This is a genomic window from Ruegeria alba (genome assembly GCF_022321465.1).
Lineage (GTDB): Bacteria > Pseudomonadota > Alphaproteobacteria > Rhodobacterales > Rhodobacteraceae > Ruegeria_B > Ruegeria_B alba.
Genome location: NZ_JAKOEM010000010.1, coordinates 112,356 through 128,112 on the forward strand (window position 1 = coordinate 112,356; position 15,757 = coordinate 128,112).

The window sequence follows — 15,757 nt, forward strand, 5'->3', positions numbered from 1 at the left end:
GAACCGTGGCGCCTCCAGGGCGCCACGGTCGAAGGTCATGAGAGTGTCAGAGCACAACCTCGTGCGACTTGAATGAGATCGCCCGGGTTTCCGGTGTCGCGTCCGAGATCTTCCGGATGTCGCCCCAGCAGTGCTTGTAGTCGGGCAGCACCAGCTCGTTCACGCCCGGGTTCACCACGTTGCCCTGGCTGCCAGCGGGCGAGCCGAAGACCATGGCCACCGTGTTGCGCTTCAGCGTCGGCATCGGATAGGCCATGCCCTGCGTCACGCCGTTGTCGTTGATGATCTCGAGCAGGTCGCCCGGGTTCAGCCCAAGCTCGACCATGTCGTCGGGATGCATCTCGACGAAGGGATGCGGGTAGCGGTCCTGGATGAAGTCGTTGTCCTGGTCCAGGAACTGGTTCTGCCAGAATATGTTGGCGCGGACGTTGTTGATCCAGAACCGGTGGGACGCCTGTTCGCGCGCCTTGCCCGCGGCTTGCCAGCCGCGCCACCCTGCCGCACAGAACAGCGCCTTGCCGTCCTCGCGCCCGTGGCGGGTGAAACGGCCGTTGGTGTAAAGGCGCGGCGTGCCGACAAGCTGGCCGTTCTCGAAGCCCACGACCGGCTCCTGCACCCCGTTGTTGCCCATGGCGCGCAGGCGCTCGTAGGTCACTTCGGGGTTGCCCTTGTTGTAGCCGTCCATGAAGGCGTCTTCTTCGGTCTGCCAGTCGTAACCCTTGAACTGGTCGGCGTAGGCATCCTGGCCCATTTCACGCAGGACGCGCTCCATGTGCTGCGCGATGCCAGCTGCGATCAGGGCGTCGGGCTTGGAGTTCCCGAAGGGGTCCATGTACTTCTCGGACAACCGGAGGCGCCGCTCGCCGTTCATCGAGGTGAGGTTCATCTCGTTGGCTTCACAGGCGGGCAGTATGACATGGGCGTTCTGGCCGATCTGGCTGTGGATGATGTCCACATCCACCACGAAGAGACCGCCTGCGTTGATCGCTGAGACGATGGCATCGACTACCTGCTCGCGGGTGCCGCCCGCGGCCGCGTCGATCGCCTCCTTGACCATGTCGGACCGGCGCTTGTGCACACGCTTGAACTCGGAAGCGTTGAGCGTGGTCTTGTAGTGGTCGCAGGCCCATATGTGGTGCACACCGCCGAGACCCCGGATCAGGAACTGGTCGATGTATTCCGCAGGGCGCCCGACATGGGCGTCCGAAGGGCGATAGTAGCCTTCCTGGTGGCCGCCCAGACGGCAGACACCACCGCCTTCACGGCCGATGTTGCCGGTCGCCAGCGCGATATTCACCAGCGCGCCAATGGTACGGTAGTTGTCGTTACCCCAGATGATGCCCTTTTCGTAGGCCGTCACGCACTTGCGGCGGCTGCCGTCGTCGTGCGGCTGGGCGATCCACTCCGCCGCCTTCTGGATATCGGCAGCGGGGACACCGCAGATGCCGGCGGCCTCGTCAAGCGAGGTGCGGCAAGTCTGCATGGCATAGTCGAGGCTGCCGAGCCCGGCCGGATGGGCACTGTCCTCAGCCACCGCTTCGCCGCCCTGGAAGGTCGAGGCGGCGATGAAGTCGGTATCGACCCAACCGTTGTCGACGATATGAGTGAAGATGGCGTTGAACAGCACCATGTCGGTGCCTTCGTTGATCGGCAAGTGCAGCACATTGTCCGCACCGGCATATTGCTCGGCCGAGGCAATCGTGATCGTGCGACGTGGATCGACGGCGATGAACTTCGCGCCGCCCTGAAGGCCCTTCACCATGTGGTTCAGGAACAGGTTGGTCTGCGTCTCCATCGAGTTTGCGCCGACCATGAAGATGGTGTCGGTCAACTCATAGTCTTCGTAGGCATAGTTCAACTCGTCGACGCCCATGTCGCGGGTCGAATGAACCTCGGAGTTATAGGCCGGGCGATTGTGGATCCGGCAGTTCTTGATCTTCATGCTCTCGAAGTAGAGCTTACCGGTGGCCCAGGTGTTCTCATAGCCGCCGGCAGAACCGCCGTGGTCGAACATCGAGACGACCAGATCGTCTTCGGACCCTTCGGTGATCACCTTGGCCGTGACACGCGCAACGAGGTCGAGGGCATCGTTCCAGGATGTTGGCTGCCAAGTGCCGTTGCGCCAGACCATCGGATCGGACAGGCGCTGCTGCTGCGTGCCCGTCACCCGCGACGGCCTGTTTTCAGCCATGCGGGCACCGCGGATCGACCCGAGGCCAGAGTTCACGACGCAATTCGGGTCAGGCTTGACCACGAGGTTCACGTCGCGACCGTTCTGCCTGACAACATTGTACATCGAAGGCGCATACCACGCCTCGGTTTCCATCATCTGCTGGGCGTTGAGGTCGACGCCGAACTTGTTCTGGTTCGGGGCCGGGCCACCCTGCCGGTTCATTGGCCATGTATAGGCCTTGTAGCCGCAACCGACGATGCAGTAGTGGCAGGTGACGTTGAATTCCTGTGCATCTGCGGGAATGATCGGCAGACGTCCGACTTGTCTCTTGTAGGCCATTGGTCAGTCCTCCCTCAGGCTTCCAGCACGTTGGACAAACGGCCGTAGATCAGCTCATCGACGCCCTCGGCGAAGATGTCGCCGTTATCGGCGACACGGAGCTCGAACTGCGGCAGGTTCTGTGTGGCATGACCCCAGATCTGCTGGCCGCCAGACTCGCAGTCGAAACGCGAATGGTGCCCCGGGCAGTTCAGTGTCTTGTCGCCAGCGTTGTAGGACATGAGCCAGCCCTTGTGCGGACAAAGGACCGAATAAGCCACGATGTCACCTTCAGGTCCGACGCCTCCTTCGACGGCCTGCCCCAACTTCAGAAGAACACCGGGGCTGTCCGCATCAGGATAGGCGATATCCATCGGTTCGTTGACGACGAGGTCGGCGACATTCGCCAGACGGTTCGAGGGGTAGTCGACGCGGGCAAGGCCCTGTGCCTTGGCCTGGCTCGCAGGCAAGACGGTTGCGGCCGCGGCCCCGGCTGCGCCGACGAGACTGCCGCGCAGGAACTGGCGCCGGCCGACATCGACCATGCGGTTGCACTTCATGGATAGAGTCCTCCCTTGGATACGTTTTGAGCAGCGTAGCTCAGATTCAAGGCAGGATGTGAACGCCCACAGGCGCCCGCGGCCGCATTAAGGATCTGTTATAATTGAGATAAACGAGACGTTCGGAAATCCGAACGTCTTGGGCGATCAAAGACCGAGCTTTTGCATCTTTTCCCAGAGAGTCGTTCTGGACACCTTCAGAAGACGCGCCGCCTCGGCGATCTGCCCGCCTGTGCGCTCGAGTGCCTTGATGATCTGGCGACGCTCGGCAAGGTCTCTGGCTTCCGACAGAGGCTGAACCTCGAGGTCTTCCTGGTTTAGTTCCGGAAAGAAATCCGCGGGATAGACCCATTCTCCGGTCGCAACGTCCATGGCCCGGAGGAGTCGCGACCGCAGTTCCCGTCCGTTGCCCGGCCAATCGTGGTCCCGGATCGCTGCAAGGGCGAGTTCCGAAACCCCTCGCATCGGTGCCGCGCGTCTCTCGTTCAGAGCTTTGAACATCTGTCCTGCCAGCCAGACTGCATCCTCGCCTCTTTGTGCAAGGGGCGGCACGACGATCTCGTGAGCGACAAGGGCATAGAGAAGGTCGGAGCGGAACTCGCCCGCCTGCGCCTTTTCGTCGATCCGTGTGCCGCAAGAGGCGATCAGCCTGAAGGGGCCTTGCCCGAGCGCTTCCATCAGCAGGTCCTGTCCCGCGCCGTCGAGACGCCCCACGCCATTCACGAAGAGTGTGCCATCGGAAGCCGTCTCGAACGCCGCGACAAGTGCATCGGCTGACACATCATCCCGGAATGCATTGACCGCTACGAACGGGGCGGATTGTCGGTCGGAAAGCTCGTGGATGCGCTTCGCGATCCGCTCTTTTCCTAACCCTCGTCCCCCACGGATGAGGACCGGTTTGTCATGCCGCGCGTAGTCGGCGACCAGAGAATCCACCTGTCGGGCAAGCGGCGAAATGCCGGTCTGCGCCGGCAGGCCCGCGTTCTCATCAGGACGAAGGATCTGCGCGAGACGCCCAAGGAAAGCCGACATCTCGAAGGGCTTGGTCATGTAGTCGGCCCCGCCTGCCCTCAAGAGGCGGACGGCCTGGTCGATCTCGCCCTGGCCCGTGATGAAGAGAAAAGGCGGCGGCGCAATCGTGCGCGACACGGTGTTGAAGATCTCCTCCCCGGTGCCGTCCGGCAGACGAATATCGCAAATGACAGCGTCCACCGGCTTGCGCGGGGTGCGAACGGCAGCGATACCCCGAACCGCCTGTTTGACCCACGTGACTTCGGCGCCCTCGAGTTCCAGACGCTGGAGGAGCGAGTTGCCCATGAGGGCGTCATCCTCAATGAGGACGATATAGCGGCCGGTCAGCATGGCCCCTTGTCCGCGGCAGGAAGAAACACACCGATCCGCGTCACGCCCTCCGACCTCTGACAGGCGACCCTGCCACCGAGGCCGCTCACGAGATCCCGGACCAGCCGCAATCCAACACCGCCCCCAGGTTCTACCGGAGCTTCGGAAAGGAGGCGCATCTGGGCGGCTTCCGAAAGGCCAGGCCCATCATCCTTCACAGTCAGCTGCAGCCCTTCGCCTTCCTCGTGGACATCAAACGAGACCGCTCCACCGTCCGGCGCGGCTGAGGATGCGTTCAATAGCAGATTCAGGGCGATCTGCCGGACGGGTGCCGAGGGAAGGCCATGAAGGACGTCGTCGTCGCTAGCGATCTTCCATTCAAGCCGTTGGCCACGGCGGGTCGTTTCCGGTTCGAAGAGCAGACGAAGATCCTCGAAATCGGAACGGGACAAAGGACGTCCCGACCTGTCCAGCCGGTTCTCTTCCAGAATGACACGGCTCACGTCACGCAGGTGTCTCAGGCCCCGGTCGACGAGGTCGGCGGATTGTCGGACGACATCGGGGCGATCGGCATAGGTGCGGATCGTGTCCGTGGCATTGAGAAGTCCCCCGAGCGGATTGTTGATCTCGTGCGCAAGGGAAGAGGAAAGCCGGCCGAGGCTGACGAAACGCTCCCGCTCTGCGAGGCGCCGCTCCGCCACGGCCCGTGCATCGATCGCCCCCGCCATGTCGTTGAAGTTCCGTAAGAGCCTCGCAAGGACGCTGTCCGAGCGCGGGATCGCTGTTTCCGGAATGGGATGCGGTGTGTCCCCGACTTCTCCCATGTGGTGCGCCAGAAGTTCGACCGGCTTCAGCATGCGCGCCATGACGAAGTATCCAGCGAGGACAAGGATCATTGTGGCAGCGGCATTGCCCGCGAGGAGAGCGAGTGCCGCATTGCGACGTTGCGCGACAAGGTCGCTGACATCGAGTTCCGTCACGATCTGTCCGACGTCCCGGCCTTGCACCGACAGGGGCGCCATCACCCGCGCGACCGAGTTGCCGTTCGAGGCGGTCACTTCGCCTACGGGAACTGCATCCTTCGCAAAGACGGCAACTTCTGAATCCACAGGGGCTCTTGCGGGATCGGTGGCGGCAAGAACCTGCCCCCTGTCATCCGCAACCACCGTGAACAGGATCCTCTCGCCCGACGCGTTGGCACGTGCCCTGTCGAGCGTGTCGTAGACTTCCCAGATGTCCTTATGCAGTGCGAAGGGGCCGAGGGCTACGGCAAGACCCTCGACATGAAGCCGCGCATATTCCTGAAGCCGTGCATCCTGAAGCCTGCCGAGAGTGGAGAGCACCTGTTGCGATGCTGCGAGACCGAGCAGGACCATGAGAATAGCCGTCGCGACGGCGACCCGTATCGTGATTGGCCATGTTCCGACACGGGTCAGCATGATCAGCGTCCCGACAGCTCGGCCATCCGGACGGCGATGCCGTCGAACAGGCCGGGATCGCTTTCGTCGATCCGGTCGAGAAACAGGAGCTGCAGTGCCTCACGTCCAGTCGACGTGTCGTCGAGGCTGCGCAGTGCTTCACCGAACCGCCGGATCGTGGGATCTGACGCGCGATCCGCCCGCGCCGCGAAGGGCGGAAACCCGAGCCATTCAGACCTCGTCACGATCCGCGTCCCCGCAGTCAGGGACGGCTCGACATTGGCGAGGGTTTCCCAGACGTAGCCGTCCACGCTTCCCGAACGGGTCAGCCCGCCTGCCACAGCGCGCACGACGTTGCGGTGACCATAGGTGAAGATTGACCGCGAAAAGAAGCGCTCCGGTGTCTCGTCCATGCGCGCGAGATCGGATGCGGTGACGAGGTAGCCCGAATTGCTGTCGGGATCGGAGAAGGCATGAACATCTCCCCGGAGGTCTTCCAGCCCCTCCGCCTCGTCATCTTCCCGCACGATCAGATAGGATTGGTAGAGGGGGCGTCCGCGCCAGACCGGAACGCCGAGCAAAGAAAGACTGTCGCGATGCTGGAGGAATGGATAGCCGCAGATCCAGGCGGCATCCACCGAGCCATCCAGAATGGTCGCGGTGATCTCCTGATACGTCCGTCGCTGGATCAGATCGACCGGTTCGCCCATCGCTTCGGTGAACGCGGACCTCAGGCGCTCGATGACGACGGCATCATTGTCCAGAAAGACCGGGGTCAGTCCGAGGCGGAATGTCTCTGCGGCCCGCACGAGGCTCGGCAATCCGATTGCCGCGCATGTAGCCGCTCCGGTGAGGAATCGCCTTCTGTCCATCGAAAATTGCCTCCCTGTTGGTATGTTAGCGACCGGAGCCGATGTGAGGCAATCCAGCATTGCCACGGACGGGAAGGCCCGATGCGCAGGGCACGCGCCCTCAGGCACGAATGCTGCGCCACAGGAGAGCCAGAAAACCGGCATTCGCGAGCGCCAGTGCCGAGAGGATCCACAGCGTTGCCTGAGGCCCGGCTCCGGCGATGGCCCATGCTCCAAGGACGGGCGCGGCGGCCTGCGCGATGAGCGACGGGCGTGCGAGGCTTCCCATGAGAGCGGGATAGCGTTCGGCGCCGAACACGGCGAGCGGGAGCGCGCCCCTCGCGATCGAGAACAGGCCGTTGCCACCTCCGTAGAGAACCAGCGCCACTCCCGCGACACCATAGTCTGCCGCCAGGAGCAGAATTCCGGCCGCGATGGCGAAGGTCGAGATGGCGAGTGTCCAGATCGGGTGGTGTCGTCCACGGCCTGCCATCTCCAGAACACGAGCCCCGACCTGAGCCGGACCGATGAGCGCGCCCAGGGCGACAGCGGCAGACAGGGTGAGGCCTTGCGCCTGCAGAAAGGTGAACAGCCATGTAGAGACATTGACGACGATGAGCCCGTTCAGAACGAGCATTGCCGCCATCAGTCCGAAGACGATCGCCTCACGCCCTGCGAGCCGCGGCACATCCGGCTCTTCGAACGACCGCCTTTCGATTTGAGCCGGAGGGGCAGGAACGGTCCACAGAACGAGCGGCATGGTCCCGAAGAGGTGGATGACGGCATAGGCCGCGGCGACACCTCGCCAGCCCCAAACCTCGAGCATGAGCGTGGACAGCGGCCAGCAGACCGTGCTCGCGAAGCCGCCCCAGAGCGTGAGCGCGGTGATCGCGCTGCGCGCCTCCCGGCCGTAGAGACGCCCAAGAGACGCGAAGGCTGGATCGTAGAGGCCCGCCGCCATCCCGAGGCCCAGCAGAAGCCACCCTGTCCAGAAAATCCACAGATGCGTTGCACTGGCTATGACCAGCAGGCCAGTGGCAATCAGCGTGCAGCCGGCGGAGAGGACTGGCCGCCCGCCATGACGTGCGATGGCCCGCCCGACGATGGGTGAGACCAGGCCCGCGACCAGCAGTCCCGCAGACAGCGCGCCGGTAATAGAGCCGAGGCTCCACCCCGTATCCCTCGAGATGGGCGCTGCCAGGACCGTCATGAGGTAGTAGGTGCTACCCCATGTGAAGATCATCACCACGCCGAGGGCGGAGATGACTGGCCACCGTCGCGACCGCCCGGCCACCGCCGCATCGGTCATGGCATCACAGCATCTGCCAGAACTGGAACAGAAGCCCCGACGCGAAGGCCCCGGTCAGCGAAAGCGCCAGATAGAGAAGGAAGACAGGAGGACGGGCAATGGCCCAGACCGCCATCGCAGCAGGGATCGATGTCACGCCGCCGGCCACGAGAAAGGCCATCCCCGCGCCCGGCGCCATGCCCTGCTCGATCAGCCCGCCGACCAGTGGCAGGGCCGCGTAGCCATTCAGATAGGCAGGGACCCCGACAAGCGTTGCGGTGACAATGGGCAGCAGGCCCTCGCCGCCCAGCGTGGCGGTTACGGTTTCCGCCGGGATCCACGCCAGCATCAGGCTTTCGAGAATGAAGGCCAGCGTCAGCCACTTGGCGAGAAACAGCGTCGTGCTCAGCGCGGTCTTTGCGAACTTCGCGCGGCGGTCGGCGTCCGTCCAAAACCGCCAGACGACCTCCTTCGGCGCGCGGATCTTTGCGCCGCCGCAGCCGCCGTTTCCGATCCCTTCCCGCAGCGGATCGGCGAAGGCACCGCCTTTCATGATGAGATGCACCACGATGCCTCCGAATAGACCCAGCCCGATGGCAGAAAGAGTCTTGGCCACCGCGAATTCGAGGTCGAGCACGCCCGCCGTCAGCACGAACATCGACGGATCCATGATCGGAGAGGCAAGCCAGAAGGCCATCACCGCCGAGAGTGGCACCCCCATCGCCAAAAGCGCCGCGATCAGCGGGATCACCCCGCAGGAGCAGAAGGGCGAGATGCCGCCCGCCAGCGCGCCAAGCCCGATCATCAGGAGCGGCGCACCGGTGAATGCCTTGGCGATCAGGTTGTCCGCGCCGGTCGCGTTGGCCCAGGCGGCGATGGCGATCGACAGGATCAGGAATGGCGCCGTGCTCAGGAGCGCGTCGCCGGCGAACAGTGCACTCTCCACGGCCTGAGGCGTGTCGAACACCGCCAGCGTCACCAAGATAGCGGCGGAGGCGAGCCAGACGCGCTGGTCTTGCCAAAGGCTGCGCAACGTGGACCGCAGGCCAGGCGCCGCAAGGGTCGTGTCAGTCATCACCAAATCTCCGGAATTGCAGTTGTTTTCGGCCAAGAAAAATGGCACGCGCTTTTCATGCGGCATCCTCGACGCGACGAACGGCAACGCCCGCGCAACACTCGGAGGTCAGGAAGCCGACAAGCGCGCGCATCGCGGGAAAGTCGACGCGGTTGAACACCTCGCGTCCCTGCTTGTCCTGAAGCACCAGGCCGGCGTCGACGAGCGTCGAGAGATGATGCGCCAGCGTCGATGGCGCGAGCCCGAGATGCTCGCCGATGTCGCTGACGCGCAGCCCCTCATCACCGGCCTTCACCAACAGGCGAAAGATCGACAGGCGGGCATCGTGGCCGAGAGCGGCAAGGGCACGGGCGTTGGGACTGATTGTGGTCATGGTCGAAATATAACCATGATTCCAGTTTTGTCGATTCTTTTTTGCTTCAGGTGAAGCGCGACCGCGTGCGGTTGGCGAATGCCACCAGCGACAGCATCACCGGCACCTCGACCAGAACGCCCACGACCGTTGCCAGCGCAGCGCCCGAGTTCAGGCCGAAAAGGCTGATCGCCACGGCCACCGCAAGCTCGAAGAAATTCGAGGTGCCGATCAGCGCGCAGGGCGCCGCGATCCGATGAGGCACCCGCAAGGCGTAGGCCGCGGCATAGGCCAGAGCGAATATGCCGTAGGACTGGATCAGGATCGGCACCGCGATCAGCGCGATGACCTGGGGCCGGTCGAGGATCACCTGCCCCTGCAGGCCAAAGAGGATCACGACAGTTGCGATGAGGCCGACGACAGACCACGGCTTGACCCGGTCGCGGAAGGCCTCAATCCGGGCTGCGCTGCCAAGCCGCCTCCGGGTCCAGAGCCCCGCGGCAAGAGGCAGCGCCACGAACAGCAACACTGAGAGAACCAGCGTCTCCCAAGGAACGGTAATGTCCGTAACCCCGAGCAGGAACGCCACGATGGGCGCGAAGGCGAAGACCATCACCACGTCGTTCACGGAGACCTGCAGCAGCGTGTAGCTCTCGTCGCCCCGCGTCAGCTGCGACCAGACGAAGACCATCGCCGTGCAGGGCGCGGCGCCAAGGAGGATCAGACCCGCAATGTATTGCTGGGCGTCCTCGGGGGCGATCAGGTCGGCGAAGACGACTTCGAAGAACAGAACGCCGAGCGCGGCCATCGTGAAGGGCTTGATCAGCCAGTTCACCGCAAGCGTGATGGCGAGGCCCTTGGGCTGTTTGAAGACATCCTTCAGACTGCCGGGGTCGACTCCGATCATCATGGGATAGACCATCGCCCAGATCAGCACCGCAACGACGAGGTTGACGCGCGCCACTTCGGCCGCGGCGATCGCCTCGACAAGCGACGGCGCGACGCTGCCGATCAGGATCCCCGCCACGATGGCGAGAGCGATCCAGACGGAGAGATAGCGCTCGAACACGCTCATGCGGAGATATCCTCTCGAGTTGCGGCGCTGAGATGACCAGCGGCCAGTGCAGAGATCGCGACCATCGCTGCCGCGGTCCCGAGCATGAGGGCGAGTCCTCCAACCTGGTAGGTCAGACCGGACAGGACGGTGCCCAGAAGGCGACCGCCGGCGTTGGCCATGTAGTAAAAGCCCACGTCCATCGTGACCCGTTCGGTCTTCGTGAAGGCGAGGATCAGATAGGAATGGAGCGACGAGTTCACGGCGAAGATCGCGCCGAACACGAGGAGTCCGGCGACGAGCGTGACTGTCAGCCATGTCTGAGGAGCCGGAGACAGGAGCGCCGCCACGGTTAGCATGGCTGGAACCACGGCCAGCATACAGGCCCAGGTTCTGGCGGCCCCGATCAGGTCCCCCTCGGACCGGCCGACCGCCCGCAAGAGGCGCGGTGCCGCGGCCTGGACCGCCCCATAGAGAATGATCCAGAGCGCCATGAAGACCCCGATCATGAAGAAGGCGGCGCGGTTCCCCTCCGTCGTCCCATCCGACAGGACCGCATAGAAGTAGATCGGGATGCCGACAACGAACCAGACGTCGCGGGCACCGAAGAGAAACACCCGGGCCGCGCTGAGCCAGTTCACGTTGGCGGACTTCGAGAAGACCTCAGAGAACTTCGCGCCCTTGCGCCCCCTCGGCAGCCCCGGCGGCATGGCGATCAGGACCGCGACGAGGATCGCCGCAAGGACGGCGGCCATCGCCAGAATTGCCCAGACGAAGCCCAGCGTTGCCAGAAGCGCCGCACCGAGGAGAAAGCCGAGGCCCTTCACCGCGTTCTTCGAGCCGGTCAGGAGGGCCACCCAGCGGAAGAGGCCGCCGCCCTCGGTCGGCGCAAGCAGCTTCACCGCCGACTTCGAGGACATCTTGGCGAGGTCCTTGGCCACGCCGCTCGCGCCCTGCACGACCATGACATAGGCGACCGACGCGCCGATGGCCCAGCCCGGGTCGAGCTGCGCGAGCGCGATGAGCGCCACCACCTGAAGCCCGAGGCCCGCATAAAGCGTCGTGGTCAGCCCGAAGCGCGCCGCGATCCACCCCGCCGACAGGTTGGTTACCATCCCCGCGATCTCGTAGAGCACGAAGAGATAGGCGAGCTGCACCGGCGAAAAGCCGAGCGTGTGGAAGTGCAGCAGCACCAGCATTCGGAGCGCGCCGTCGGTCAGCATGAAGGCCCAGTAGGCGGCGGTAACCGCAATATAGGCGCTCAGGCCATCCGGTCGCGCGGGCGCAGGGCGATCGGTCAAAGCGAGGCCCCGACCATCAGCGCGACATCGACGAGGCGGTGTGCGTAGCCCATCTCGTTGTCGTACCAGGCATAGACCTTCACCTGCGTGCCGTTCACGACCATGGTCGAGGGCGCGTCCACGATGCTCGATCGCGTGTCGTTGGTGTAATCGGCCGACACGAGCGGGCGCTCCTCGTAGCCGAGGATCCCGGCAAGCGGCCCATCGGCCGCGGCTCTGAACAGCGCGTTCACCTCCTCGACTGTCGTTGGCCGTTCCACCTCGAAGACGCAGTCGGTGATCGAGGCATTGAGCAGCGGCACGCGCACGGCATGGCCGTTCAGTCGCCCCTTCAGTTCGGGATAGATCAGAGTGATCGCCGTGGCGCTGCCCGTGGTGGTCGGGATCAGCGAGTTCAGGGCCGAGCGCGCGCGGCGCAGGTCCTTCGCGGGCCGGTCGACGATGGTCTGGGTGTTGGTCACGTCATGGATCGTGGTGATCGAGCCATGCCGGATGCCGATCGCCTCGTGGATCACCTTCACCACCGGGGCGAGGCAGTTTGTCGTGCAGCTCGCGGCCGTGACGATCCGGTGCGCCGCGGTATCGTAGATGTCATGGTTGACACCGTAGACGATGTTGGCCGCGCCCCCATCCTTGACGGGCGCCGAAACGACAACCTTCTTCACGCCCGCCTCGAAATAGGGGGCGATCTTCGCCTCGGTCTTGAAGGCGCCGGTGCAATCGATGACCACGTCGACACCCTCGAGCGGTAGCGCCGACAGGTCCCGCGTGCCGATGAACGGCAACCGTGTACCGTCGATGGTCACGCTGTCGGCATCGTGGGAGATGTCGGCCTGCCAGCGCCCATGCACGGTATCGAACTCCAAGAGGTGCGCGTGCATCGCCGGGTCGCCCACGGCATCGTTGATCCAGGCGATCTGCGCCCCGCGATCGAGAAGCGGCTTGAGGGAAAGCTTGCCGATGCGGCCGAGGCCGTTCAGGGCATATGTGGTCATGAAAGGTCCTCGATGGGTTTGCGGCCGATGTCGTCGATCTTTGCCTGCAATGCCAGAAGGCTGAGGGACTCGATGTTGAGCGCGGTGAAGAGATCGATCCGCTGTTTCAGGGCGCCATAGGCCTCCTGGAAAGCGAGCGCCTTCTGGGCGTCATTCCCCTCTGCCTTGACCGGATCCGGCATACCCCAGTGCCCGGTCACCGGCTGGCCTTCCCAGGCCGGGCACTCTTCGTTGGCCGCCTGGTTGCAGACGGTGAAGACAAAGTGGAAATGCGGAGCGTCCGGACCGGAGAACTCAGAGACGTCTTTCGATCGAAGCACCGATATGTCATGCCCCTTGTCCCTCAGGACCTGAACAGCAAAGGGATTCAGCTTCGAGCCGGGACGGGTCCCGGCCGAGTAGGCGTTGAACCGGTCTCCCGCAGTCTTGCGCAGTATGGACTCGGCGAAGATCGATCGCGCCGAGTTGCCAGTGCAGATAAACAGAACGTTGAACTTTTGGTCGGGCATGGCAGGAGACCCCATGTCGAAATGCGTTGAAACGGGTGAGCAGAACTCCGGCCGACCGCGACAGCAGTCGAGGAGCAGGTAGTCGAAAGTCCGTCGCACCTCCGGCATGTCGATGGAGTACCGCAGCGATGTTGCGACCCGCTCCTGGGTCACCAGTCCGGCTTGCATCAGCGCGGAAAGATAAGCGGACAGCGTGGAGGCCTTGAGACCCAGCGCCTCGGCCAGTTCTCCAGCCGGCACCCGGTCGGGATATCGACGCATGAGCAGCCGAAAGATGGCCAGCCGCTGAGGATGACCGAGCGTATCCAGGCGAAAGGGAATCAGTGTTTCCATAATTCGTGGATAACAGAAGTAATGATATGAGCAATTCCCAACCCATGCCGTCATGAAATCTTCACATGCAGACCCGCGCCTGCTCCCGCATAACGGCATAGTCGCTCAGCATCTCCACAATCGCCGACTCCGCTGGCAACATGGTCAACTCCTCCGCCGCCCGCACCTGTTCCTCCCGGCTGTACGCGACGACCGGCGGACATGCCCGCAATGCTCCGCCATCAGAACCGACCGTCGCGCAGCCGGTCAGCAAGCTCGTCGCGATCGCGAGGACGACGCGCCGCTGCCTCGAGCATCCGTCGTTGTACGTCATGGGCTTTCTCCATGGTCTCAAGCCGCTCGGCCAGGCGACCTGCGCGCTCGCCGGAGCGGCGCAGGGCCAGCAGAAACAGAAGGATCGCGAGCGCGGTGACACCGTATCGGATCGCCGCGCGAGCCCATGCCGAGCCGCCGAGTGCGGCTACCGCCCAGCCGATCACCGTAGCCCCCGGCGCCAATCATCCAGGCGCGCGTAGATCGTGACCGCGATCCCGCCGAGCGCCGCAGCGATGAGCACCCAGCGCAGCGTGTCGAGATACGGAATCAACGGCAGGATGGCGGTCTGCGTCTCGGCCAGGACCTGCTGCGCCACCTCCACGCCGGCCGCGCCCAGCGTCGCGACGCCAGCCGCACCACCGGCCCTCATGGTCCGGCTCTGCGCCAGGCTCTCGCGCGCCGGCGGGGTCTCGGCCGCGAAGGCCGTCGCCCAGACCGGGAACCGCTCGCCCCACTGCCGTGCGGGGCCGAGATCGACATGGATGAACCCCGAGCGCGGATAGAAACCGAAGCCGAGGAACCCGACCTCGCGCGCCGCCGCCTCGAAGACCGCCGGATCATGGTTCGCCATGGCAATGTCGTACGCGGCGCCGTCCATGTGCTTCGAGCGCGACGCACCGCCCACGGCGCGGTTGTGCTCGGGACTGCGATAGGCCGAGCGCACGATCAGCGGCTTGCCCAGCCGGTCCCGCAGCGCCTGCAACCTGTCGAGCGCGGGTTCATTGATCAGCAGCTTGCCGGTCCCGCGGCAGGCGATTTCCGCGGGCGAGAAGTTCGGCCAGCGCCAGGCGGCCTCCGGCACATCGCACCAGTGGGCATAAAAGATCGTTGACATGGGATGTCTCCGGAAACAGGACCGCCGCCTCGGAGGGCGGCGGATGCATGGGTGTTGGTTCGGAAGGCTGGGGGGCCGGAAGCGTACCCGGCGGATCACCGCCCGCCCTACGGCCCACCCCCGAACAGCCGGAGCTTGATCACGCTGCCGGCCAGCAGGGCGAGGATGAGACCGGTGGTGATGAGATGCACGGTGGTCTGCACGGCGGTGCGGCGCACGAAGCGGATGCAGTCCAGCAGCGAGCGCAGATCGCGGATGTCGAGCGCGGCGGTCTCGCCCTCGAGCCCGACATCGGCCAGCGCGCGCCGGGCGCCTTCTTCCGCAGCGCGCGCCAGCATGGCCTGGAACTCGGCCTCGGGAATGCGCAGGTTGCCGGTCTCACGCAGGGGCGGTGACATGGGCAGTGTTCCTTTCGTCTGATGGTCCGGTTGTTTGACCCGGCTCAGCTGCCCCCGGCAAAGCCGATCTCGAGACTGGCAAGATCGGCCCAGGTCCAGGGCAGACCGGTGTCGGGATTGAGCGCCCATTCCGAGGTGAGCGCCTCGAGCGACGCCCCGGCTGGCGCCTGTCCGGCAGCATCATGATTTGTACCGCCGATCCGCAGGCGGTTGATGACCTGGCCGGGATTGGGATTGGCCGAGGCATTGCGGGCATGGCTTGCCAGGATCACCCGGCCGATGGTGCCGGGCGGCGTGGCGCCGGGCGTCAGCGTGGAGGTGACCGCATCTCCGGCCGCGCGGGCATAGGCAAAGGTGGCGGGATCGCCATCGCCCAGTTCGGCATGCCCGCCCACGGCAGTGGCGAACGTGCCCGGCCCGGTGGGCCGTAGGATACGGAAGCGCCGGCCGCGGGTGTCCTGGTCGGAGACGAGCACATTGGAGAGAAAGAACCGGCCATTGCCGTCGAGGAAATTGGTGCCGCCGAAGTCGAACCGCACCGCCCCTGCGCCATTGACCTTGTCCGCCTTGCCGAGAACCTGCCCGACCTGGCTCAGATCGACATAAGCCGTGACCCTGTAGTCATCGACATTGCCCGCCAC

The 15,757-nt window shown here is 64.5% G+C and carries 15 protein-coding genes and 1 pseudogene; all 16 read right to left on the reverse strand.

All coding sequences use genetic code 11. The features are described from left to right. Positions 1 to 46: 46 nt before the first annotated feature. On the reverse strand, positions 47 to 2,512 hold the full coding sequence (locus MB818_RS12850) for an arsenate reductase (azurin) large subunit (protein WP_238905310.1): 2,466 nt from the start codon (positions 2,510 to 2,512) through the stop codon (positions 47 to 49). 14 nt (positions 2,513 to 2,526) lie between these two features. Continuing rightward, the gene (locus tag MB818_RS12855; RefSeq protein WP_238905311.1) at positions 2,527 to 3,051 is read right to left on the reverse strand and encodes an arsenate reductase (azurin) small subunit; all 525 of its coding nucleotides are present in this window, start codon (positions 3,049 to 3,051) and stop codon (positions 2,527 to 2,529) included. Positions 3,052 to 3,198: 147 nt separating this feature from the next. Next, complete coding sequence (locus MB818_RS12860) at positions 3,199 to 4,413, reverse strand: sigma-54-dependent transcriptional regulator (protein WP_238905312.1); 1,215 nt, start codon at positions 4,411 to 4,413, stop codon at positions 3,199 to 3,201. Then, on the reverse strand, positions 4,407 to 5,831 hold the full coding sequence (locus tag MB818_RS12865; protein WP_238905313.1) for a sensor histidine kinase: 1,425 nt from the start codon (positions 5,829 to 5,831) through the stop codon (positions 4,407 to 4,409). The genes MB818_RS12860 and MB818_RS12865 overlap by 7 nt, the downstream gene beginning before the upstream one ends. A gap of 2 nt (positions 5,832 to 5,833) precedes the next feature. Next, on the reverse strand, positions 5,834 to 6,682 hold the full coding sequence (locus MB818_RS12870) for a substrate-binding domain-containing protein (RefSeq protein WP_238905314.1): 849 nt from the start codon (positions 6,680 to 6,682) through the stop codon (positions 5,834 to 5,836). Between the two features lie 100 nt (positions 6,683 to 6,782). Next, on the reverse strand, positions 6,783 to 7,970 hold the full coding sequence (locus MB818_RS12875; RefSeq protein WP_238905315.1) for an MFS transporter: 1,188 nt from the start codon (positions 7,968 to 7,970) through the stop codon (positions 6,783 to 6,785). Positions 7,971 to 7,974: 4 nt separating this feature from the next. After that, the gene (locus MB818_RS12880; RefSeq protein ID WP_238905339.1) at positions 7,975 to 9,024 is read right to left on the reverse strand and encodes a permease; all 1,050 of its coding nucleotides are present in this window, start codon (positions 9,022 to 9,024) and stop codon (positions 7,975 to 7,977) included. A 55-nt stretch (positions 9,025 to 9,079) separates the two neighbouring features. Next, on the reverse strand, positions 9,080 to 9,397 hold the full coding sequence (locus MB818_RS12885) for an ArsR/SmtB family transcription factor (RefSeq protein WP_238905317.1): 318 nt from the start codon (positions 9,395 to 9,397) through the stop codon (positions 9,080 to 9,082). Between the two features lie 46 nt (positions 9,398 to 9,443). Continuing rightward, a complete protein-coding gene (gene arsB / locus MB818_RS12890; protein WP_238905319.1) occupies positions 9,444 to 10,451 on the reverse strand; it encodes an ACR3 family arsenite efflux transporter in 1,008 nt (335 codons plus the stop codon). Continuing rightward, positions 10,448 to 11,731, reverse strand: a complete 1,284-nt coding sequence (arsJ, locus tag MB818_RS12895; RefSeq protein WP_238905321.1) for an organoarsenical effux MFS transporter ArsJ — start codon at positions 11,729 to 11,731, stop codon at positions 10,448 to 10,450. The genes arsB and arsJ overlap by 4 nt, the downstream gene beginning before the upstream one ends. Then, positions 11,728 to 12,726, reverse strand: a complete 999-nt coding sequence (locus tag MB818_RS12900; protein WP_238905323.1) for an ArsJ-associated glyceraldehyde-3-phosphate dehydrogenase — start codon at positions 12,724 to 12,726, stop codon at positions 11,728 to 11,730. The genes arsJ and MB818_RS12900 overlap by 4 nt, the downstream gene beginning before the upstream one ends. Then, the gene (locus MB818_RS12905) at positions 12,723 to 13,568 is read right to left on the reverse strand and encodes an arsenate reductase/protein-tyrosine-phosphatase family protein (protein ID WP_238905325.1); all 846 of its coding nucleotides are present in this window, start codon (positions 13,566 to 13,568) and stop codon (positions 12,723 to 12,725) included. Before MB818_RS12905 ends, MB818_RS12900 begins: the two co-directional genes overlap by 4 nt. A 61-nt stretch (positions 13,569 to 13,629) precedes the next feature. After that, complete coding sequence (locus MB818_RS12910) at positions 13,630 to 13,881, reverse strand: hypothetical protein (protein WP_238905327.1); 252 nt, start codon at positions 13,879 to 13,881, stop codon at positions 13,630 to 13,632. Between the two features lie 162 nt (positions 13,882 to 14,043). Next, positions 14,044 to 14,718, reverse strand: coding sequence for a YcbK family protein (locus MB818_RS12920; RefSeq protein ID WP_238905332.1), 675 nt, complete (start codon positions 14,716 to 14,718; stop codon positions 14,044 to 14,046). A gap of 107 nt (positions 14,719 to 14,825) precedes the next feature. After that, the gene (locus tag MB818_RS12925; protein ID WP_238905334.1) at positions 14,826 to 15,116 is read right to left on the reverse strand and encodes a DUF6127 family protein; all 291 of its coding nucleotides are present in this window, start codon (positions 15,114 to 15,116) and stop codon (positions 14,826 to 14,828) included. A gap of 44 nt (positions 15,117 to 15,160) precedes the next feature. Beyond that, positions 15,161 to 15,757 (reverse strand): annotated as a pseudogene (locus MB818_RS12930) (hypothetical protein); the annotation flags it as partial.